Raw genomic sequence first — 21,318 nt, 5'->3', positions numbered from 1 at the left:
GGCATTCTGTCGTGCAGCTCAGTTATGCGGGCAGGGCCAGACCGGTTGTTAAATAATGCCCCGATTTCAGCCGATTGCGCATCGAACTGTTCTGCCACGTCCTTCAGCCGGTAACCATGCCGCGTGAGCGTCGGCTCCAGGTCATCCAGCTGGCGTGACAGCACGGATTCAACCAGCGTGGTAGGTATCTTTTTTTTATCAGTCATCAAATGCGATTGATTATCATTATTGACATTGAAACGTATCAGGCGTAGGGTTTTGATACTGTATGGAATTACAGTGATTCGGTTTTTTCAGGATAAAACAAGGAGTTCCCATGTCTGATAATGAAAAGTCGGTTCCCACTGAAGGCGTGGATTACGGCGACACGATGATTGTGTGGCCATCAAAAGGCAAACTTCCCGGCGGTAATCCGGCAGACGGCTCGCCGTTTCCGCCCTCATCGCTTGGCCCCGGATGGTCTGATTATGGTCTGGGCGGGGTCGCCTCTGTACAGGGGCGCACCGTGTGGATGATCCCGCAGCGGATGACCCTTGACCAGACGGTTGAGGACGGGGACTGGCCCGGGTGGAGCATAATGATCCACCAGGGGACGTGGGAAAAGCATCCTGTTTCAGCCGCCCGTGATGCGCTGGACAGAGGGCTAAGGTCCGGTCTCCCGGACCCGTCCAGACCTGCGGTTGTCCCGTTCGCCCGGCTTGAACCCGTCCAGGTGCTGGAGAAAGGCATATCCCGGGCGGTGACGTTCCTTCCGCTGGATGCGGTGACAGATGTTCCGGCGGGTAAGCTATCCTCGAAAGTGAGCGTCAGGCGTCGTGTAACGGATATGGTGAGCGGCGGGAAACAGTACCTGGTTCTGATGGGGGGGGAAACCCATGACGGTTCCGGTGGTGGATGCAAAACCCGTGAAGGACAAAACACCACACACCAGCCGTTTCCTGAAAGGCACCTGGCAGGCAGCCATTGCTCCCGGACTGCCTCCCCTGAATTTTGTCAGGAACACTAATAAGAATACTCAGGGCTTCCCGCACGGCTATAAGCCAGACACGGATGGGTTAGTGATGGCGCAGGGTGCCTACGGCCCGGCCGGTTATACCGCAGCCAGTCATAACCGGGATGTGATAGTCCGTTTTCCGGCAGACAGTGGCGTGGCACCGTTGTATGTTTCCATGGTGGAATTCACGGGCAGTGATGAACTGAAGCAGCGTCAGAATGCAGAAAACCAGGCAAAAGCTGATGTCGCTGCAAAGGCCAGGGCAGTCGCGGAGGCCAGAGCGAAAGCTGATGCTGCTGCAAAGGCTAAGGCAGCCGCAGATGCCAGAGCAAAAGCCGATGCCGCCGCAAAGGCCAGGGCAGACGCCGAAGCTAAAGTGAAAGCCAGAGACGCGCTGTTTGCGAAGGCCGGCGTGAAGCCCGCGCCGGTGTACACGCCGCAAATGGCAGCAGAAGCGAACGCAGCGCTTAAAGCCCCGGGGGCAATGGTGCTGAACCAGACGCCCGGTTCGGTACAGATGGTGATGGCCGGTGCCGGGGTGTGGACGGCCGCCGGCGACGTGGCGGTGAATATCGGCAAATGGTTTGGTGATGCGTTGTCGAAAGTGTCCGTGCCGGAGGTGAGTCCGCTGCTTCTGCGGCTTTCTCTGGGCTCCCTGTGGTTCCACTCAGAACCTGCGGGTCAGGGCAGCGACATCGTCCCGGGACGTGACATGGACGCCATGTTTGCGCTGAACGCGCAGCACCTGGCGGGTCAGGGTGTTAAAATTGAACCCGGCGCGACCAGCGTGAATCTGCCGGTTCGGGGACAACTGATTAACAGCAACGGCCAGCTGGCGCTGGCGCTGCTGAAAACAGGAAATGGTACGCTGCCAGCTGCTGTCCCGGTGCTGAATGCGGTTCGTGACGCCGCAACCGGGCTGGATAAAATCACGGTTCCGGCAGTGACCGGTGCCCCGTCCCGGACGATTCTGGTGAACCCGGCCCCGGCACCTGCCAGCCCGTCAGATACCGGCAACCAGAAGCCGGCCCCGGTGACGCCGGTACACACCGGCACGGAAGTGAAACCGGTGGAAACCCTCACAGTGACCACTTCACCTGTGGTGGATGCCGGCGGGCTCCGGGACTTTATCTACTGGCGACCTGATGCGGCCGGGACGGGCGTGGAGCCGGTGTATGTGGTACTGAGCAGCCCCCGCGATATGCCGGGTAAAGTGAGCGGCAAGGGACAGCAAGTCGGTGAAGGCTGGCTGAATAAAGCAGGGCAGGAACTGGGCGCGCCAGTCCCTGTTCAGATTGCGGACAAGCTGCGTGGCCGTGAGTTTGCGAACTTTGACTCGTTCCGCAAGGCATTCTGGACGGAAGTGGGGAAAGATCCAGAGTTGCTAAAGCAGTTCAGGGGAAATAATCAAGTAAACTTAACAAACGGATATTCTCCGTTCACGCCAAAATCAGAGCGTGTAGGAGGTAGAGCTCGATATGAACTTCATCATGTTAAGCCGATCAGTGAAGGTGGCGCTGTTTATGGTGTTGATGGGATTCGTGTAACCACGCCAAAACGGCATATTGAGCTTCATAAAAAGGGGAAATGAGATGGAAAAGAAAACTATTTCTGATTATACCGAAGCCGAATTTCTGGAGTTTGTCAGAAAAATTTGCTTGGTTTCCGATTATAAAACGGAAGATGAACATACTAGTGCTGTGTTAAATTTCGAAGCGTTATCTGAGCACCCTGACGGATCAGACCTTATTTATTACCCGAAAGACGGTCAGGATGACAGTCCTGAGGGTATCGTAAAAGAGGTTAAGGAATGGCGTGCCAAAAACGGCAAGCCAGGTTTCAGGAAAGCCTGATAAAAAACTTCTCACTTTTAAGCCCGGCTCAAAGCCGGGCTTCTTTTTTGAGTCAACCCAAAATATACAGCCCTGATGAGACACTAACGCCGCCTCATAAGGGTTTGAACCAGATTTACGAGACAACCAGCACTCAACATCTAAAGCCAAATGAGACGTTTTTCTCATTTGCAGTTAATGTGAGCCAGCCAAAATGGAATGCGAGTCCGTCTGGCTGATTGCGAGCCGATTATCACTTAATGTGAGCCGAAAATTGCGCTGATTGCAAGTCGGAGGGATTTCGATTGCGAGCCGTTACAAGTAAGGATACTGCGGACTACGTTCTGTTAATACTTTTGGGAAGGGTTTTATGAAAATCATCCTGATGCTGGTCGCTTCACTCATCATTTCAGGCCCGGTACTGGCTGCAGGTCAGGCTACTGCCTGGGATCAACAGGCTCCCGGTTACTACCGTATGATGCTGGGAAAAATGCGCGTTACTGCCGTATCCGATAGAACGGTTACCGTTCCGCTGAATACCTTACTGACCAATATTTCACCTGAAAAACTGCGACAGGCAATGACCAGAGATGCCATGACGCCGCAGGCTGAGACATCGATTAACGCCTACGTTATCGATGATGGCAAAAAGCGTATCTTAGTCGATACCGGTGCAGGAGAACTTTTCGGTCATAATGGCGGCCATCTGCTGACAAACCTTGCTGCGGCTGGTTATCCGGCAGAGTCGATCGATGTCGTTCTCCTGACTCATATTCATGCCGATTACTCGGGAGGCGTCTCGCTTGCAGGAAAACCAGCCTTTCCAAAGGCTGAGGTGTATGTGGATAAGCTTCTGGCTTAACCCAGCGAACGTGAGCAGGGTTGAAGCAAGCCAGGCGCATACTTTTGCAGAAAGTGAACATACCCTTCGGCCTGTCATCAATGCGGGCATGTTGAGAACTTTCCTTGCGCCGGCAAGGTTGCTGGCGGGAATTCGTGCTGAGTCAACGGCAGGTCATACGCCGGGTAGCGTACTTTATCGTGTGGAAAGTGAAGGTCAGACATTGGTGCTATGGGGAGATATCATTCACGCCAAAGCGGTGCAAATGCCCGACCCGGAGGTAGCAATCCACTTTGATGTCAATCAGCAGCAGGCTATCGCTATACGGGGCAAGTTATTAAGGCAGGCAGCAGACGAGGGTTATTGGGTTGCAGCGGCGCATATCGCATTTCCCGGACTGGATCACGTGCAGCATGAGGGTAATGCCTACCGGTGGGTAGCTGGTAATTACACTACCCAGCTTGGCCATTGAACTTTTAGCGCAACTGGCCTGATCCTCATTATCTGAGACATCTCACTCTCATTAAGTTTTCCAAAGTCTTTTCCTCGCTTATAGCGGACCTTAGACTTTTTAGGGAAGACCTGATGGTCTTCCTTTCCACTGCGTTCAGATGCTGGCCGCTTCTTAGACTGGACACTCATCATCAGCGTCAGTGCTGTTGATGAAATACGTCACATCAGCTTTTGCTGGCGCTTGAGGTTCCGCCTGTCGCGGTAGAGAGCACTGCGGTGTTCGCCGTCGGGGAGCAAGAGAGCATTCCCGGCGATGTGCGGCCAATCCTGAAGGACAATCCTGTATCCCGCTCATCGTCCGTAGGGTCAATGTTCTGGTCAGTCTGCCAGCGGGTGTTCTGCCAGGTGAAAAAGGTGATACGGGAGCAGTGGTGATTAAACCCGTGGCGATTTAGTCCCGCTGAGAGAGCCGAAAGAGTTTAGCGCCGGATTAAAACGCATCACTGTTTTCAGGACGTAATTTCGATCTGGCTGGCGATGAGCGCATCCACTTTGAGCTGTACCGGCGTCAGCAGATCGACACAGGTCTCCGGTACATGCAGGGAGACGATGAGGCTGTAGCGCGCTTCAGACTCATAGCGGTTCAGAGCTCGTCGTGTCTTCCACCATCCCTGCCCGGGGAAACGGCGAGCTATCCACAGTTAGCCAGCTCTGCCGCAGTGCCTCTGTAAGTATCCCGCATTATGAGCATTTATGTGATAATGAAGAGAATATTTATGGCATAAGCCAAAAAGCGTAGTGGGTAACATGCCCACTACGCAAAATTTGATTAACTCTCAAGAGGATCAAGGCCTTCTACGTAAGCTTTTTTTAAATCTTCTATCAGCTTGGGTAACCTTCTGCTTATGCTTACATCCTTATAGAAATCGGTTTGTTCAGCCTGTTTAAGAAAATTTATAATATCAGCTTGAGTGTGAAGTCCTTTATTTTCATCGTAGCAGTCCACAAAGGCTTTAATCCCATAAAAAAGTTCAACTCGTTGTTCTTGCAGGCTTTTATTTCTGCTCAACAATAGTTCGTTTTCTTTCTGTAGCTCTAAATTTTCTTGTTCTAAGCCATTAGCTTTCTTGGTTTCACCCGCTATAGATGTTCTTAATTGTTGGTACTCCTTTTCCACCTCAAGGTCAGCCATCCCATCTTCGCGCCTGATTCTTGCAAACCATTTTGAGGTTGGTTTGGAAACATTATAAGTTATAAATGGAGCACCGAGAGATGCTAATAACCCTGTAACAAGAGGCAAACCAAAATGCGCAGTCCATGGTGATAAAACGAAACCGCCAATGAAGGGAAGCCAGAAACTCCGACCAGTAAAAATCATAGACAAGGTGTAATAAATATCTTCCTTGGACTTGATTAAGATAATTATCTCCTGCCAATTTAGAACCAAGAATGAAACTAAGACGTAGAAGTATATTTTATTAAATAATTTAGTTCTTAATCCGCCATGTAATGTTCCCAAAACACTTTGCTTCTCAACCTGATCTTCTTTGTTATTTGCACTTTCCACACTCATCGCCCTGTATATATTCAGTTTATATTATGGACTGACCCCATGCCCGTAGACAAATTCTGTCCTCACGACGAGGTCTGTTCGAAGTCCTCCGGACTGACGCCGCCGAGATGACTGTGGCACCGGGCCCGGTTGTAGAACACTTCAATGTAATCGAAGATATCCGCCTGGGCCATATCCCGGGTTTTGTATATTCTCTTCCTGATGCGTTCTTTCTTCAGTGAACTTAAGAACGATTCGACCACCGCATTATCCCGGTAGTTCCCAGTCTGCCTTATGCCCGGAGCTTGGTTATTGGCCCGACAGAAGCGCTGCCAGTCGTCACTGCCATACTGGCTATCCGGTTTCATTCGCTGTGTAAAAACTAAAAACGGTAAACCCTGAATTGACGGCGTGATTCAGCGTTAACGATAGAGAGCATCGTGTGACTCTGCGTGTGCTTTATGCGAATATATGGGCATAGATTCAGGAGGATTGCCGTGAACATAATACCGCTTCGCCCCAGCCATGGCTGGACAGCACTCGAATTCTTTGCCGGGATTGGTCTTGCCAGGGCAGGGTTAGAACTTGCAGGGATCAAAACGCTGTGGGCGAACGACTATGATGCCAATAAAAAAGCGATGTACGAAGGTCAGTGGGGAAGCGCCGAATTGGTTCTGGCTGATGTGCATTCCTTAAGCGGCGATGACTTACCTTCTGCAGATGTTGCCTGGTCCTCCTCACCCTGTACCGATCTTAGCCTGGCCGGAAAACGCGCAGGTCTGCGCGGTGGCCGTGAATCTTCGGCATTTTTTGGCTTTACCCGCCTGATTGCAGAAATGAAAGGGCGTAAACCGCCTGTGCTCGTGCTGGAGAATGTCGTGGGGCTGGCTTCTTCGCACGATCGTGAAGATTTACGTGCAGCCGCAAAAGAATTTAACGCACTGGGTTACAGCGTAGATGTGATCACCCTGGATGCCCGTCGCTTCATTCCGCAATCCCGACCGCGCCTGTTCCTTGTCGGGGCGCTGACGCCAGTGGAAGGGGGGGAGCACGACACCTGTCTGAGACCGGACTGGCTGGCCTGGCTACATAAAGACCCAGAGATCAGAACATTCATGATGCCGCTTCCTAAAGCTCCGGACTTGCTCTCCGCGGGATTAACGCAGGAGATCGAAGCGGTCCCTGAAAATGACTCTCGTTGGTGGAGCAGCGATCGGGTACAGCTTTTCGTGGACTCCATGGCTTCAGTGCAGCGTGAGCGTCTGGATGCGTTTATCGCATCAGATGAAATCAGTGCCCGTACCGCTTATCGTCGTACCCGAAACGGTATTCCCGTCTGGGAGATGCGTGCAGAAGATATTTCAGGTTGTTTGCGAACGGCAAGGGGCGGATCCTCAAAGCAAGCCGTTGTCATCATGGGTAAAGGAAAACTGAGTATCCGGTGGATGACAGGCCTGGAATACGCCCGTCTGATGGGAGCTGGTTGGTATTCACTGGAGAATTTGCGTGACTCGCAGGTACACTATGGCTTTGGTGATGCTGTAGCCGTGCCCGTTGTCGCATGGGTCGCGAAGCATATGATTCTGCCGAATCTGCTTGCTTATGCAAACACGAAAGGGAGGACAGTGAATGAATAGTAAGGATGCTATTGCCGTTTATCTGGAGGCGGCAAAAGCCTGGTACGAAAAGCAAAGGGCCAGAACGGGAAAAATCAACACAAACGTGATGAATGCGGGGCTCATTGTGTCGCATATGATCCGTGACGGATTGCCCATCGATGATGAGCGTTTGTATAGCGAAGGAAAAAGCCAGGTCAGAGGCCTGAGTGGCACCACTATTGAAAGGATCCTGGAGCTGCATGGTGAAACGCGCTTCTTTACCAGCGAGGGCGGGCGAACTTCCCGTGGTACAGTGCATCTCGCGGCTTCCTTCAGGGATGTGCTCAACGAATTGACGCCTGAGTCTGGCCGGACACACCTGGATATTCCACGTCTTGCCTCTGCCCTCGAGGCTTACTTCACGTCCTGCGTGCGTCTGGATTACTTCGATAAGCAGAGAATCAGCCTGGACATTGACCCGTCCAAACCTGTTTCATCTATTGTGGCCGAGATTGTGAAGGCTGCGGCAGAGCGTTCCGACAAACCAACCGGCGTTGTTCTTCAGCATCTGGTTGGTGCGAAGCTACAATTGCGTTTTCCGGATGAGGACATTGGTTGTGATCGGGCGAACACCGCGGATCTCCAGACTGAAAGGGAAGGGGATTTTCAGATTGGAAGTACGGCATTCCATGTCACTACAGCACCCATGGAGAAGCTGATTAATCGCTGCATTAAAAATCGTAGTGAAGGATACCGTCCGGTCATACTGACCCTTGAGGGCAAAGTTCAGGCAGCAAAACAAATGGCTGAGAACGTGAACATGCTTGACCAGATTTCTGTCCAGTCAGCTGAGAACTTTATCGGTACCAACATTGAAGAGATAGCTGTGTATGATGGGGATAAAATCAGGCAGAGTATTGCGAAACTGATTCGCACCTATAATGAGCGCATCAATCACATTGAAAGCGACAAATCACTGATGATTGAAGAGCCTAAATGGATCAGTATAATTATGGCGCTGTAATGCCATCTGTCAGAGGAGAGATGTAAATCCTCTGGTTTAATCAAAAATAACCATAAAGATTCACCCCGCGTTAAACTAAATAGGTCTCTTTCATACCCGGTCAGTCTCGGGATGACAAATGTTAGGGTATGATGTTCTTATTGGGTCAGCTTTATCCGCTCATCCCGACATAAGTTCTGGGCTCACAAGTCAGTGGACTGACCCCAAACGTGTAGACAAATTCTGTCATCACGACGAGGCCGTTCGAAGGCCTTCGTACTGACGCCGCCGATGTGGCTGTGGCACAGGGACCGTCTATATAAGACAACAATGTAATCGAAGATAGCGGCCCGGGCGACATTCAGTACCCGACACATCGTCATCACACCCCGTACAGCGCGGGTTTCATTGATAAATCGGTACTTCAGTCGGCCTCCCCTGAAAAGTACCGCGCGCCCTTTTTCATGATATCGCGTTCTTCTTCGGTGCGTTTTACCTACGCCAGTAGTGTCAGGATCTTGCTCTTGGTTTCCAGTCTATTCCGGGCATGCTGTTCGCCGTTATCAGTCTTGATAGACCGTAGCCATTTGTAGAGACTGTGCGCGGAAACGCCCAGCCTGTCGGAAACTTCGGCGACGGAATAACCGCGTTCGGTTATCTGACGGACGGCTTCTTCCTTAAATTCAGGTATAATTCGTGGTATGCCCATACGCTCCTCCTATGCTCAAACTAAAGGACAGGAGCGTCGACCGGGGGCAATCCGTCCATGACTCGGGTGTCTGTTAAACCTGTGGCCATTCATTTAATCTATAAATATCTAATGCATTCTGATCCTTTCACTGTGAGGTTCACAGCGAGTATGAAGCTAGCCTGAAGGTCCGCTTATGGCACAGAGCGAATTTTAATCACCTCACCGCAAAAGCCCTCAATATTAAGTGCCTCATCCGCATTGATCCTTCTTATCTTCTCCGCAGATCCGAAAAAAGCAAAGTCGGATCTTCAGACTACAGCCGGATTTTTTTGGCTAAAATGCCGGGGATGCAAGGAGAGGGGTAAGTTGATATTATGATGTAAGAACAAATCTTACATCAATAAACGGAGAGGTTATGGCTCGTACGATGACGGTGGACGTGGGTGATGAGCTGCGTGAATTTATCGATGCCCTGGTTATTGCAAGATTAAAAAGTCACCCGTTTTAGCCAGTTTAAAATGTCACCCGAAGTGACAGATTGTGATCGGGCCGGGTTCTGAAAGGCCATAAGTTGCCGTCGTTATCTGGTTTTTGATACTGATTACTCGTCTCGGTTACTGTCGACTGATAAAATTGAGCCTCACCTTAAGAGGGATGCTTATGATCGGTATTGAGAAATTATTTCTTGAACTTGATGATAAAGGGGTCAGTTTGGATATCGAGAATTTTTGTACGTTAAGGGTGTTTTTTGACCTTTCGATTTAAGCGGGCCTCAGCCGACGAAACTTACCGGAAGCCGTTATCCGGTTGTTTTTCAAGATATAATCGCCTGTCAGATTGACGTGCTTCCAGCCTATAATACCGCAGGCGAGGAACTCATGTTGGCGCGATGCAGACGCCGGATAGATTTAAGCAAGCCAATGATATCGTCGAAAAACAGTGTTGCAAAAATGGGAGTGACCATAGATTCGACATCTAAACAGACCCGATTCCGGCTATGCCGGAATCACTCCGATGGCTCACAAAGACTTCAGTATCTTTTTTTAGCGGAGTTGTATGGGTCTGGCAGGGGGGTATTACGGCTAAAGCCGTAATGCTTTTTTCGTCCTTGCTTCGCTGCGGAGGCCTGCGGCGCAGAGCCCTCCCATGCGATGTCGCACATATACTCCAGTAATTACCCTTACTGACTGCATGACAATTTACGTGGAACTGTTTAGATATAATCAGGTCTAATGAGTGCAAAAAATCCACCTTAAGGTCAGGTTGTTATGAACATTTTTAATAAAATTAATCTGCGTATTTTCCTGTGGGCCACTTTCATTGGCGGAGCCATAAGCTCTCTGGTCAAGTCTGGTACTGAGGCTAATATGCCGCCACGCATAGCCGGAGAAGCCTCTCCGCCAGCACTCAATATTGATGCATGGCTCGGTCCACTGGGCATCAGTTCTCACTCACTCGATTACGTTTATCAGGGGATAACAGTTCCCGGTGCGGTAATGCTTTATCATTGGGGGTTTAGCTTTATTTTCGCCGGTCTTTACGTCTTGGCGTCTGCCTTTTTACCCAGAATAAGACTCTGGTATGGTGCAGCTTACGGGATTGTGATTACTCTGGTTATGCATGGTTTACTTATTCCTGCTCTGGGATTCAGGCATCCTGCTTATCTTAACGGGCAGACGGGCTGGCTCTGGAATCTCAATGGGTATGAACTCTGGAGTGAACTGCTTGGCCATATATGCTGGTCAGTCTCCATTGAAGTCAGCCTTATAGCCGTTCTGGCTATGTTTTCTCGTCCGTTAAAGGGGATGTGGGTGACCGGCTCCAGTCAGTAGTGATGTATACCGGGAGCATCCGGTCCGGGTGAAAAAAAGCGTCGCTTTTTCCGAGACGTGACCACCAGTGTTGTCTGGATACCCTGGCAGGGTAGAACGCCCGGCGTTCGTGCGGACTGCGCAATAAGCTGGATTATCTCTGGCGCAGCTGCACCTGCGAACCGTCTGAGTAGAATGACCTTTTTCGCCTGAACTACGTGCTGGAGCTGGCGGAGCAGTACGACTTGGCGTATCACGTCATCAGTTACAGTGAGTGGAGCGGTCGACATCAGATTCAGCCGTCGGCGTCGGTAAATAGCATCTGTCTGCTGAAAAGTGCGCTGGATAATGGTTTTAATGATGACAGGACGCAGGTGCTACTGGTGTCGGCCAGAATTGGCGGCCGGGCTGAATGCGCTGCTGACCAGCTGTGGCTGGGAAAGGGGCAGCAACGACGAAAACAGGAAACTGGTGACCATCAGCGCTGGGTTACCAGTAAAGAACGGGTCACGAGAAGGTATGAACCGGAAACATGGGTAACACTTTAGACCGGATACATAGGTAACAGTTATAACTGGCATAGAAGAGGAGACTCGATATGCCCTGGGCTGAGACCCGACCTATGCAACGCCTTGATTTTATCCGTGCCTGTCATGCAGGCACGGACTCCCTTTCAGCCCTGTGCCGGCTTTTCGGCATCAGCCGGAAAACCTGCTATAAATGGCTTGAACGGTTCGACCGTAAGCGGCTCGCCAGAACCGTATTGATATTTACTGAGAGGTCAGAGCAACTTTCCAGGGCAACAGATCGCGTACCCGGTTTGCCGGCCAGTCCTGGATATGTTCAATGACGTGACGCAGCCATTTTTCTGGCTCCACATTGTTCAGACGGCATGTGCCGATCAGCGAGTACAACACCGCCGCATGTTCGCCACCGCTGTCGGAACCCGCGAACAACCAGTTCTTCCGGCCTACGGCCACACCCCGTAAGGCATTCTCTGCGATGTTGTTGTCGATTTCCACCCAGCCATTGCTGCAGTACACGTTCAGGCCATCCCACTGTTTCAGCAGGTATGTGAACGCTTTCGCCGTATCCGAGTGACGCGACAGTGTTTTCATCTGAGTCTGTATCCAGTCGTACAACGACCGCATCAGGGGCGCAGCCCGGGCTTTTCTTGCTGCCAGACGCTGTTCTGCTGAACATCCCCGGACCTCTGCCTCGATGGCATACAGTTCACCGATACGCTGCAGGGCTTCCGTGGTGACGTCGGTTGGCGCTCTTGCATGCACATCGTGGATTTTCTTCCGGGCATGGGCCATACACGCGGCTTCCGTTATTCTGCCGGATTCGTATAACACCCGGTAACCATCGTAAGCATCGGCCTGAAGCACACCACTGTAACCGGCCAGATGAGTCTGGGGATGTATGCCTTTCCGGTCCGGACTGTACGCGAACCAGACCGCCGGGGGCATCTGTGAACTGGCGTTACGGTCATCACGGACGTAGACCCACAACCGGGCAGTCGGGGTTTTACCACTGCCCGGATCCTGGACCGGAACGGGGATATCATCAGCATGTACTTTACCGGGCATCAGCACATACTGGCGCAACGCGTCATACAGCGGCTCCAGCAGTTCAGCAACGGCACCTGTCCAGCGGCGCGGCCCAGGTCAACACCCTGGCGACGGTATATTTCTGACTGGCGGTATAACGGCAGATGGTCTGCATATTTCCCGGTGACAACATGAGCCAGAAGCCCCGCGCCTGCATAACTGCGTGCAATAGGTTTTGAGGGCACCGGCACCTGCACGATATGGTCACACCGGCAACAGGCCAGTTTCGGACGTTGTGTTTCGATAACCTTAAAGGCGCTGCTGATAAGCTCCAGTTGCTCTGACACATCACATCCCAGAGAACTGAGTTCGCCACCACAGGCCGGGCAGCGTTCCTCTTCCGGCCTGATAACCCGGGTTTCACGGGGAAGTGAGACCGGTAACGGTTTACGGGCTGAAGACTGGCGCAAGGGAGATGGCAGTACCGGGTCATATTGCTCACCCAGCGTTTCAGCCATTTCTTCCTGAAGTGCGCTGATTCGTTCCTGTGCTTCCTGTATCTGCCGTTCGGTTTTTGCGCGCAGTTTTTCTGAGCTTTTACCGAACTGCATACGCTGCAGTTTCGCAACCAGCGTCTTCAGCCGGTTGATTTCGGAAGCATAAGCCGCCACCCGCTGTGAGTGCAGGCGGTTGTATTCTGCCATCTGGCGGATGGTATCCTGTTGCGTCTGCAACAGTGCCCGCAGGCGGGCATTCTCATGAGCAAGTGAGGTGTCCATATCCTCACTTTACAACGGGTTATATACGGATTCCAGCGCGTTCCGTCCGTTTCGGGTGCTTCCAGTTGATGCCTTCGAGAAGCATGGACAACTGGGCCGGAGTGAGGTGCACCTTTCCATCGCGGGTGACCGGCCAGACGAAGCGGCCCCGCTCCAGGCGTTTGGTGAAGAGGCACAGTCCATCACTGTCAGCCCACAGCACTTTGATCTGGTCACCCCGGCGTCCGCGGAAGATGAACAGGTGTCCGGAGAACGGGTCATCCTTCAGGACGTTCTGAACTTTTGAGGCTAGTCCGTTAAAGCCATTTCGCATGTCGGTGATACCGGCGACCAGCCAGATACGGGAGCCAGCAGGAAGGGAAATCACCGTTTGAGCTCCTGTATAAGCAAAGCCAGCAGATTTTCATTTACCGTCCCATTCAACCGGAGGGAGCCGTGCCTGAACGTAACCTCTCAGGAGAAGTTGTGTATTTCCTGCGTTACTGATGATGTTGACATCAGCGATTCATGCGCCGGAGCTGATGGACGTTCAGCATCAATCGTAACGGAGATTAACTGAGATTCCCTGTCAGATTCTGATGGAAATTTTATCTTCCCCTGCCGCCATTTCTGGTGCCACTTGAACAACAGATTGGCGTTAATACCATTGTCCAGCGCCAGTCTGGAGATTGAAACACCCGGCTGGAATGATGCCTCGATAAGCCGTTGTTTAAATTCAGGATGATAATTGAGACACCCTTTAGGCCTGCCCTGTGTGGCATTTTTCTGTATATCTGACATTTTTATCACCCACTATTATTTAGTGGTGGATAATTTGTCCAAAGCATCGGGAATTTGCCAGACGGTTCTGGCGAGCCGTTTACGTTCGACCCTTACGATCTCTCTTCTCTCGCAGATCGCTCACGCGCCCCCCGTTCTCATTCCCGAATGGTCCCGGACGATATCGTCAGTCATCTGATCGCCCTGCGGCACACGCACCCTGACTGGGGTCCCAAGAAACTGAGGGTGTGGTGCCTCAATCATGGGGTGGATTTTACCGTACCGGCAGCCAGCACTATCGGCGATATCCTCAGGCGCGAGGGCCTGGTCCCGGATAAAAAGCGCAGACGCAGAACGCCGGGCAACCGCCAGCCGCTGAACACCATCAGTGAAAACAATCAGGTCTGGAGCGCTGACTTTAAAGGTAAGTTCAGGTTACTGAGCCGGGAATACTGTCACCCCTTCACCCTGACCGACAATTACAGCCGGTATCTGCTGAGCTGCACGGCCACCGCCCGGGAGAGCGAACCCTTCGTCAGAGCGTGTCTGACAGAGGCGTTCCTGGAATATGGTCTGCCGGCGGTGCTCAGGACAGATAACGGCCAGCCCTTTGCGGGAACAGGGATAGCCGGGTGAAGTCTTCTTGCAGTCTGGCTCATCAAGCTGGGCATCAGGCCGGAGCGCATCAGAAAGGGGTACCCGGAAGAAAATGGCCGCCATGAGCGCATGCATCGTTCACTGAAAAGTGCGGTGAACTGTGGCAACACTTTCATGACGATGGAAGAGCAGCAGCTGTGGTTCAGCGCTTACCGGGAAGAGTTTAATCATGAAAGGCCGCATGAAGCGCTGGGTGGGGTGACTCCCGGGACCGTATGGGAGCCGTCGCAACGGCAGTGGGATGGCAGGATACCGGAGTACGTTTACCCGTCAGGTGCGACAGTCCATAAGGTGAAATCGAGGGGAACACTCTTCATGGGTAAAAAGGGAACAGTCTTTCTGAGTGAAGCACTGACAGGAGAGCACATCATGATGGAGGAACAGGATGATGGCCTGGAGGCCATCATCTTTAACGGAGTAACACTTGCGTACTACGACCGTAAAACCCAGAGTGTTCTGCGGATAGACTAGAAAAGTGTTACCTGTGTTCCCGGTCTGATCTGTCACCTATGTATCCGGTCATACAAGAAGGCAATCCGGTAATGTTAGTGGTGACCCGTACACGATTTTGTGCAAATGCCTTCTCTTAGTAGTTGTAACGGCTCGCAATCGAAATCCCGCCGACTCGCAATCAGCGCAGATTTCGGCTCACATTAACTGCAAATGAAAAACGCCACCGACTTACATTAAGTGATAATGGGCTCGCATTTAACGGTCTCGAATAGCGAGAAGACTTCTTCATCACGGAGTGATTGATAGCTGACAGCCAGGAGTAAAAGGCCATTCGCGGCAACTGCCTGCTCATCATCTGCCAGATGCAAAATGGCATCGGTACTGACAACCCCAAACACTTGGCATGTTGTTTTAACAGAATAGCGATGCGCTTTTCAGAGAGACATAGCTTCCAGGTGACCCCAATCAACCCGTGCCGCCGTAAAGCGGGCCAGAACATTAATGAACCCCTGCTCATCGACGCCGCTATTTTATCAAAATAGTTATCAACACGCTTTATTGATCTAAATCAATTTTTAGAAGGGCGTTAATGTAAAGAAATAACTTGATAGCACTTTAAATCAAAAAATGCGATTTACTAGGTTTCTGGAACTTGTTAAGATTTGACTTAACGTAAACTTTCTGTGTTACGTCAATAAAAATAATTTTAGTAAAATAAGTTGGTTAAACTTTTTGATTAAATCGAATTTATTCTTTTAACTTACATAAACATGGAAAATTCATGCGTAAATCTCTTTTAACATCAGCAATGGTCATCGCGATCAGTTCTTTCAGTTATGTTACCCATGCAGCTGACTCAGCAACGCTTAGCGTAAAGGGAAAAATAATTCCGTCATCATGTAATTTAGCAGCCAGCACTGAATCCGTGGATTTTGGCACTATTCCTGTTTCCAGTCTAACTAAGGATGCTAATATGCAAGTGGCACCGTCAGTTACACTTAATTTAAGTTGTGATGCATCAACTGCAGTTGCCATTCAACTAATGGATAATCGGTCAGCAAGCGCTGAAACAGCTGCTGAACTGAATCAAAGCGGCAATATTACAGATGCTGCATTGTTAGGTTTAGGTACAGACAGCAAAAATAATAAGATTGGAGCCTTTACTTTGCAATTGACTGGAGCCACCATGGACGGTAATAGCAAGTTTACGGCGCTGGGTAGTAATGATAAAGCTACTTGGTCACAACTTCATGCTGACTTAGAACGGAATGAGTACTTTAGTTTAGCATTAAACTCAGGAGCTACATCACCAGATCCTATTACGACGGCTTCCTTTACGATGTTACCAGTAGCCCTTCTGAAAAAGGGAGATCAATATCCTTCAGGTGAAGTAGTAAATCTGGATGGTAATATTACTTTCTCAGTAGTATACCTATAATAAAGCTAATTAAGGCAAAAGCTTCTGGCTTTTGCCACTTTAATTAATCATAAAATGAAAACTTCCATTAAATTTATATTAGTAGTTTTATCTTTCTATTTTACGTGTGTTCCATCCTTTGCAGCTGCAGCGGGAATGAAACCTGAAACAACTGTTTTATTTATTGATGATATGAACCGGGAGGCAACCATTGAAGTACAGAATACAGATAAAGAAACAGCCCTACTCCATAGCAGCTTAGAGACTATACCCGAGGATCGCGAGAACAAACTTATTCTTTCACCTCAACTTGTTAAATTAGATGCTGGCAAGAAACAATTAGTTAGAGTTATACTCAAAGATGGGATAAAAATTGATAAACAAAGAATGGAAAGACTCAAATTTGTTTCTATCCCACAAGATGACGGTAAACATAACCGAGCTCGTATCGTAATTGGTCAAAATATCCCAGTGATAATATCTCCTGCTGATTTACCTGTAAATACTAGCCCATGGAAATTGTTGAAGTTCGATCGCTTGGGAAAAAAAATCAAGATTACAAATCCTAGTAAATACATTGTTCGCCTTACTAAGACTATTGATTTATTACCAGGAAATCAGGCTATGCAACTGCCAAGGAATTATATCCTACCAGAGGAAACTGTTTCGGTAAAGTTGCCAGACAATGCGGTTAACACCGTCAGTCTTCGCTTACATCCCGTAACACGTTTCGGAATTCTTGCGTCGTCTTACGAAACACACTGGTAATTTCTTTGTGAATACTGATGAAAAAAATCTTTCATACGGGACTTCTAATATTTGCTACTTCAAGTGCTGTTGCAAAAATGCAGTTTGACCAAGAGATGCTAAAATCTCTTGGCTATAATGCTGACACGGCTGAATTAATTCTAAACAGCGGAAATTATCTGCCAGGTGAACATCGTGTAAACATTATTGTGAATGGACAGAGTAAAGGTGTCTATGATATCTACTTTGACAGGACTGGCTTGCCTTGTTGGTCTGATTCGCTACTACACAAATTGGGTGTTGACCCACAACGCTTTGATTCAAAGGCTACTTCCTGCCTCAAGCCAACTTCTGAAAGTGGAATAAGCATAACAGAAAATGTTTCATTTAACAGCCTAGAGCTTAAAATCCCTATTGAAGGGCTTATGAGAAATATTCAATATGCAAAAGGTGGCAATGCGCTAGTTGTTAATTATGATGGTAGACGTTATCAATATGCAGCACAGGCTGGGGAAAGCAATTCTACACAAACCCTGATGTCTGAAATTGGGATGAACTTCGATAACTGGATTTTCCGCAGTGCACAGAGCTATACAAATCAAGGTAGTCAATCGACACTTACCCGGCGTTATGGTTTTATTCAAAGATCCTTTCCTGACTGGAATTCGCTGGTGCAGGCTGGTGAGATTTCGTCAAATGACCCCTTGTTTCCAGGTATCTCTCTAACCGGCGCTCAACTAGTACCCGAGAACGCAATCCAGGGAGGAATGAACCATGTGGCTCTTCATGTAATGTTCTCTCAACACGGTACGGCGGAAGTCTGGCAGAATAAAATACTATTGAAATCATTTTCTGCTATCCCTGGCGTTAATATTCTGCAAGATATTCCAGCACTTAACCAAAGTGATGATTTTATCGTTATTAATCATAATGTAACTGGAGGAGTGGAGAAACAAGTTATTCCTTTCATACAAGCTGAAACGGAAATGAGCCAAGGTTGGACTGGGACATCGCTTGTGATCGGGCGATTACGCCTAGCTGAACAAAACGATTTTTTATTAATAGGCTCAACCGATATCTTTCACAATAGCTGGTTGTCCCTTATCGGCGGAGGTGTTGCAGGTCAGCGGTACAAAGCTGCCTCTTGGCTTGCTAACGGGAGATTTACTAACAATCCAGTGACGGCAACACTATCACAGACATGGTCATTTACTCATAGCAAGGGAGAGCGAGGTGATAACGAGAAGGGGGTAATTAATCAGATAAGTATCGGTTATCCCTTAGCCAGTCGCTTAGCATTGACTGCATCTGCAAACTTTCGTAGTAATAATTATATCGATATTAACAGTTCGTGGTCAGAAACAACTAAGAGTAGGGGCAACGGAAAAGTTAAATCGCAGTATTCAGCAGGGCTTAATTATAGCCATAATTGGCTTGGTGCTTTTACATTCACAGGTACTCAATCGCAAACTTCGGTAGGCTCGCATACTTTAGGATATACAGTCAGTTGGGGCCGTACTTTTGGTAAAACGAATTTTAACCTTGGTATACAGCAAAATCGATTAATTAATAATAAAAATCATACTGATAATCGCTATATTTATTTAAGTATTTCAATCCCTTTGGGGCATGAAATAAACCTTCGCAATTGGGTTAATCAACGAGATAAACAAAGTTTAGCTGGCATTGGTTATGATCAGGTCGTCAGTGACAAGTTGAACTGGAGTATTAGTGCCGAAAAAGCTGAAAAACAAGATTCCTCACTTTCCAGCAGTGCAATTTGGACTACTAAGTATACCCAGCTAAGTGGGGGAGGGAGTAAAAGCAATAATAGCAACAGCTATAATGTAGGACTTCGAGGAGGCGTGGTTATCCATAAAGCTGGTTTAATCTTTACACCTCGCCAGATAAATGACACTTTTGGAATCATTTCGTTAAATAATAATATTCCTGATGTGGAGGTAATGACCTCTTCTGGCAAAGTATGGACTAATGATAAAGGTCTCGCTGTCGCCTCGTGGAGGCCTTGGGAAAAAAACACTGTACAAGTTGATATGCAAACTTTACCAAAAAACATACAGGTCCCCAACGGAATCCTTGATATCACACCTTATCATGGGGCAGTTGTTCCAGTCGCTCTTCCAGCCTTTAGTGTTCGTCGAGCGTTACTTAATTTTCATGCCAGTGGACCTGCTCCGGGCAGCCCAGTAACGAATTCTTCAGGCTCTCTCGTTGCATTTGTAAATGAAGATGGAACCCTTTTTATTGATGACCTTCCTGAAGGTAATTTTTATTCTCATCTACCAGATGGTAGCCCGTGTGTTATAAAACTTAGCTCTCCTTGGAGAAATTCTCCTGGTTCTCTTTATACAACCATTTCTTCGAGATGTATTCCATGAAAAAAGAAAATTTTATTACAATGATGTTCGCATTGATAATTTTTAATTGTCTACCTGCGAATGCTAGTTGCCAGATCCAGTTAAGTAGTTCCCAGGTGGTCTTGACTCCTGTCACCCGGGGGCAATTAATGCAGTTACGGGGAAATACCACCACATCATCGGAACTGAGGCTGGAAGATCCATTCGAAATTGAAATGCATATCGCATGTGATGAGGTAACCCCATTAGCACTAGAGTATATGAGCCAAGCATACGATTCAGATAGTTATCGCTTTGGAATTAATGGCCGGGCAACCTTAACAATGCATGACGTAACCATTGATGGTAAGCCTGTGAAAATTTATGACAGTGATAAAACTGCTTCAGCAATAAATTTTCGTCCCGGTAGGAAATTGACTTTTTGGAGAAACAGTACTCAGATCAGTGGTGTAAGTCTTAATGGAGGAATTACGTTAAATACATGGATTACGTCATCATCCACACGATTAAATGATGTTCAATCGTTAGATATGCACGGTATTTTGATCACGAGGTAGGCTGCCCCATAACTGTAAAAAGTCTGTTTAGCGGTCAAGAAATATTGACCGCTAAAGTATAAGCTCTCGGAACGTCTCTGGCGTAAACCCTCTATATCAGGATGATGAGGGCTGAGTCCAGTGTATTAGCTCTTTATAGGAGCAAAGTTAAGGCTGTACATTTACTTTCTCGACGTTTTAAGCCTCATGCGACAAAACTTACCGGATACGGGTATCTTCTTGCTTTCCTGGATTTAATCAACGGTCAGATTGATGTGCTCCCAGTCTTACTGCGACAACTTCAGATTGCCAGCGCCGACACGCTTATGCGTCGTGTTTTTCCTGAAAATATCGATCTGCTAATTATCGACGAAGCACACCTGCGTAAAAACGCATCCTGAAGTATATCGAACGTCTGCGCGGCAAAGGCGTAAAGGTGATTGGCCTGTCGGGTACTCCGTTTTCCCCGTTCCTGGGCAAATACTATGACCGACTGATTAAGCCGACCACCATCGGCGAGTTAATAAAGCGCGGCGATCTGAGTAAATACGATTTTTACGCGCCATTTAAGCAGGATCTGAAAGGCGTAAAAACCAAAGCATTGCTTGAGTACGGCAGCGATTACAACGAAACGCAGCTGGCTGAAATCATGTCCGACTCTACGCTGTTGGGCGACATCGTACAGAACTGGTTAGAGAATGGCCGGGAGCTGCCTACCATCGCTTTCTGCGTCAACGTAGCCCACGCCAGTTACCTGACAAACCAGTTTAACCTAGCGGGTGTTAATGCTGAGGTAATGTCTGCCCTAAATGCGGCCACAAGCCGCTGGCCGGTGAGGACATTGATACAGACACCGGACGCAAACTCAAAAGATTGGATAGTGAGCCGCGCCAGTCGACGAAAGCAGAGAAACAGGCCTGGTGGAGTCAGATCAAATTCTATCAGCGCCATCGCGTATCGCTGAAGGTATCGAAACTGCACTGTCTGCACACCAGATTTACAAAGTGGATACCTGGGCGATCATGACCGCCAACTTTATTAAGAAATTCCGGATCCCGGCAGGCGTTAAGCATCTGATTATTTTTGCTGACCGCGACGAGAAAAGTGCTACGGGTTTAGCTGCTGCCTGCGAATGCGCACACGCACATCTGGTGGCTAAAAAAAAATGACCTGCAATGCGTGAGTGTGTACTGGCCGGATCATGATGATTTCAACAATATGCTCATGAATGGCGATTAGGTTCGTGAGCTGGTTTTCTATAAAA

16 protein-coding genes and 7 pseudogenes are annotated in these 21,318 nt (G+C 48.9%); 16 read left to right on the top strand and 7 right to left on the bottom strand.

The genetic code is table 11. The features are described from left to right. Positions 1-188, bottom strand: a pseudogene (locus ACWKX3_RS21930) (ExeA family protein); the annotation flags it as partial. A gap of 128 nt (positions 189-316) precedes the next feature. Here ACWKX3_RS21930 and ACWKX3_RS21925 point away from each other — a divergent pair. From ACWKX3_RS21925 to ACWKX3_RS21910, 4 genes and pseudogenes are all read left to right on the top strand, one after another. Beyond that, the gene (locus ACWKX3_RS21925; RefSeq protein WP_454542475.1) at positions 317-1,006 is read left to right on the top strand and encodes a colicin-like bacteriocin tRNase domain-containing protein; all 690 of its coding nucleotides are present in this window, start codon (positions 317-319) and stop codon (positions 1,004-1,006) included. Then, entirely contained in the window at positions 888-2,585 is a 1,698-nt protein-coding gene (locus ACWKX3_RS21920; protein WP_454542483.1) for an S-type pyocin domain-containing protein, read from the top strand. Before ACWKX3_RS21925 ends, ACWKX3_RS21920 begins: the two co-directional genes overlap by 119 nt. Before the next feature lies 1 nt (position 2,586). Beyond that, positions 2,587-2,847: a bacteriocin immunity protein gene (locus ACWKX3_RS21915; protein WP_153682328.1), complete on the top strand. Its 261-nt coding sequence runs from the start codon at positions 2,587-2,589 to the stop codon at positions 2,845-2,847. A 349-nt stretch (positions 2,848-3,196) separates the two neighbouring features. After that, positions 3,197-4,139 (top strand): annotated as a pseudogene (locus ACWKX3_RS21910) (MBL fold metallo-hydrolase). Positions 4,140-4,949: 810 nt separating this feature from the next. Here the strand turns inward: ACWKX3_RS21910 and ACWKX3_RS21905 are convergent. Together ACWKX3_RS21905 and ACWKX3_RS21900 are read right to left on the bottom strand one after the other, a co-directional pair. After that, entirely contained in the window at positions 4,950-5,687 is a 738-nt protein-coding gene (locus tag ACWKX3_RS21905) for a hypothetical protein (RefSeq protein WP_454542474.1), read from the bottom strand. A 68-nt stretch (positions 5,688-5,755) separates the two neighbouring features. Continuing rightward, positions 5,756-6,031, bottom strand: a pseudogene (locus tag ACWKX3_RS21900) (IS3 family transposase); the annotation flags it as partial. 138 nt (positions 6,032-6,169) lie between these two features. Here ACWKX3_RS21900 and ACWKX3_RS21895 point away from each other — a divergent pair. Continuing rightward, the gene (locus ACWKX3_RS21895) at positions 6,170-7,309 is read left to right on the top strand and encodes a DNA cytosine methyltransferase (protein ID WP_454542473.1); all 1,140 of its coding nucleotides are present in this window, start codon (positions 6,170-6,172) and stop codon (positions 7,307-7,309) included. Continuing rightward, positions 7,302-8,294 (top strand): DUF4928 family protein, encoded by a 993-nt coding sequence (locus ACWKX3_RS21890; protein ID WP_454542472.1) that lies wholly within the window; start codon positions 7,302-7,304, stop codon positions 8,292-8,294. The genes ACWKX3_RS21895 and ACWKX3_RS21890 overlap by 8 nt, the downstream gene beginning before the upstream one ends. 308 nt (positions 8,295-8,602) lie before the next feature. Here the strand turns inward: ACWKX3_RS21890 and ACWKX3_RS21885 are convergent. Further along, positions 8,603-8,982: pseudogene (locus ACWKX3_RS21885) on the bottom strand (transposase); the annotation flags it as partial. 1,250 nt (positions 8,983-10,232) lie between these two features. On the opposite strand from ACWKX3_RS21885, the gene ACWKX3_RS21880 reads away from it, so the two are divergent. Further along, positions 10,233-10,796 carry a YagU family protein gene (locus ACWKX3_RS21880; RefSeq protein WP_454542471.1) on the top strand — a complete coding sequence of 188 codons (564 nt, stop codon included), beginning with the start codon at positions 10,233-10,235 and terminating at the stop codon, positions 10,794-10,796. Between the two features lie 577 nt (positions 10,797-11,373). Continuing rightward, a complete protein-coding gene (locus tag ACWKX3_RS21875; protein WP_454542470.1) occupies positions 11,374-11,625 on the top strand; it encodes a helix-turn-helix domain-containing protein in 252 nt (83 codons plus the stop codon). Here the strand turns inward: ACWKX3_RS21875 and tnpC are convergent. The 3 genes and pseudogenes from tnpC to ACWKX3_RS21860 all read right to left on the bottom strand — a co-directional run bounded on the left by tnpC (position 11,546) and on the right by ACWKX3_RS21860 (position 13,887). After that, positions 11,546-13,107 (bottom strand): annotated as a pseudogene (gene tnpC / locus ACWKX3_RS21870) (IS66 family transposase). The gene ACWKX3_RS21875 and the pseudogene tnpC overlap by 80 nt on opposite strands. Before the next feature lie 19 nt (positions 13,108-13,126). After that, positions 13,127-13,474 (bottom strand): IS66 family insertion sequence element accessory protein TnpB, encoded by a 348-nt coding sequence (gene tnpB / locus ACWKX3_RS21865; protein WP_000624622.1) that lies wholly within the window; start codon positions 13,472-13,474, stop codon positions 13,127-13,129. 86 nt (positions 13,475-13,560) lie between these two features. Then, on the bottom strand, positions 13,561-13,887 hold the full coding sequence (locus ACWKX3_RS21860) for a transposase (protein WP_454542469.1): 327 nt from the start codon (positions 13,885-13,887) through the stop codon (positions 13,561-13,563). Between the two features lie 54 nt (positions 13,888-13,941). On the opposite strand from ACWKX3_RS21860, the gene ACWKX3_RS21855 reads away from it, so the two are divergent. The 8 genes and pseudogenes from ACWKX3_RS21855 to ACWKX3_RS21820 form a co-directional block, all read left to right on the top strand. Further along, positions 13,942-14,502, top strand: coding sequence for a DDE-type integrase/transposase/recombinase (locus ACWKX3_RS21855; RefSeq protein ID WP_454542468.1), 561 nt, complete (start codon positions 13,942-13,944; stop codon positions 14,500-14,502). A gap of 21 nt (positions 14,503-14,523) precedes the next feature. Next, the gene (locus tag ACWKX3_RS21850) at positions 14,524-14,994 is read left to right on the top strand and encodes an integrase core domain-containing protein (protein WP_454542482.1); all 471 of its coding nucleotides are present in this window, start codon (positions 14,524-14,526) and stop codon (positions 14,992-14,994) included. A 763-nt stretch (positions 14,995-15,757) separates the two neighbouring features. Continuing rightward, positions 15,758-16,414 (top strand): DUF1120 domain-containing protein, encoded by a 657-nt coding sequence (locus ACWKX3_RS21845; RefSeq protein WP_454542467.1) that lies wholly within the window; start codon positions 15,758-15,760, stop codon positions 16,412-16,414. Positions 16,415-16,468: 54 nt separating this feature from the next. Beyond that, a complete protein-coding gene (locus ACWKX3_RS21840; RefSeq protein ID WP_454542466.1) occupies positions 16,469-17,161 on the top strand; it encodes a fimbria/pilus chaperone family protein in 693 nt (230 codons plus the stop codon). A 17-nt stretch (positions 17,162-17,178) separates the two neighbouring features. Continuing rightward, on the top strand, positions 17,179-19,539 hold the full coding sequence (locus ACWKX3_RS21835) for a fimbria/pilus outer membrane usher protein (RefSeq protein WP_454542465.1): 2,361 nt from the start codon (positions 17,179-17,181) through the stop codon (positions 19,537-19,539). Next, the gene (locus ACWKX3_RS21830) at positions 19,536-20,075 is read left to right on the top strand and encodes a hypothetical protein (protein WP_454542464.1); all 540 of its coding nucleotides are present in this window, start codon (positions 19,536-19,538) and stop codon (positions 20,073-20,075) included. Before ACWKX3_RS21835 ends, ACWKX3_RS21830 begins: the two co-directional genes overlap by 4 nt. A gap of 272 nt (positions 20,076-20,347) precedes the next feature. Next, positions 20,348-21,080 (top strand): annotated as a pseudogene (locus tag ACWKX3_RS21825) (DEAD/DEAH box helicase); the annotation flags it as partial. After that, a pseudogene (locus ACWKX3_RS21820) lies at positions 21,011-21,293 on the top strand (toprim domain-containing protein); the annotation flags it as partial. The pseudogenes ACWKX3_RS21825 and ACWKX3_RS21820, both read left to right, overlap by 70 nt. Positions 21,294-21,318: the final 25 nt, after the last annotated feature.

Source organism: Enterobacter sp. UPMP2052 (assembly GCF_053709675.1).
This window is presented reverse-complemented; position numbering and strand designations above follow the sequence as displayed.

Coding starts and splice junctions, on each gene's coding strand:
- ACWKX3_RS21875 (WP_454542470.1), top strand. CDS start 11,374: ATGCCCTGGGCTGAGACCCGACCTATGCAACGCCTTGATTTTATCCGT.
- ACWKX3_RS21860 (WP_454542469.1), bottom strand. CDS start 13,887: ATGTCAGATATACAGAAAAATGCCACACAGGGCAGGCCTAAAGGGTGT.
- ACWKX3_RS21915 (WP_153682328.1), top strand. CDS start 2,587: ATGGAAAAGAAAACTATTTCTGATTATACCGAAGCCGAATTTCTGGAG.
- ACWKX3_RS21845 (WP_454542467.1), top strand. CDS start 15,758: ATGCGTAAATCTCTTTTAACATCAGCAATGGTCATCGCGATCAGTTCT.
- ACWKX3_RS21880 (WP_454542471.1), top strand. CDS start 10,233: ATGAACATTTTTAATAAAATTAATCTGCGTATTTTCCTGTGGGCCACT.
- ACWKX3_RS21925 (WP_454542475.1), top strand. CDS start 317: ATGTCTGATAATGAAAAGTCGGTTCCCACTGAAGGCGTGGATTACGGC.
- ACWKX3_RS21840 (WP_454542466.1), top strand. CDS start 16,469: ATGAAAACTTCCATTAAATTTATATTAGTAGTTTTATCTTTCTATTTT.
- ACWKX3_RS21830 (WP_454542464.1), top strand. CDS start 19,536: ATGAAAAAAGAAAATTTTATTACAATGATGTTCGCATTGATAATTTTT.
- ACWKX3_RS21890 (WP_454542472.1), top strand. CDS start 7,302: ATGAATAGTAAGGATGCTATTGCCGTTTATCTGGAGGCGGCAAAAGCC.
- ACWKX3_RS21835 (WP_454542465.1), top strand. CDS start 17,179: ATGAAAAAAATCTTTCATACGGGACTTCTAATATTTGCTACTTCAAGT.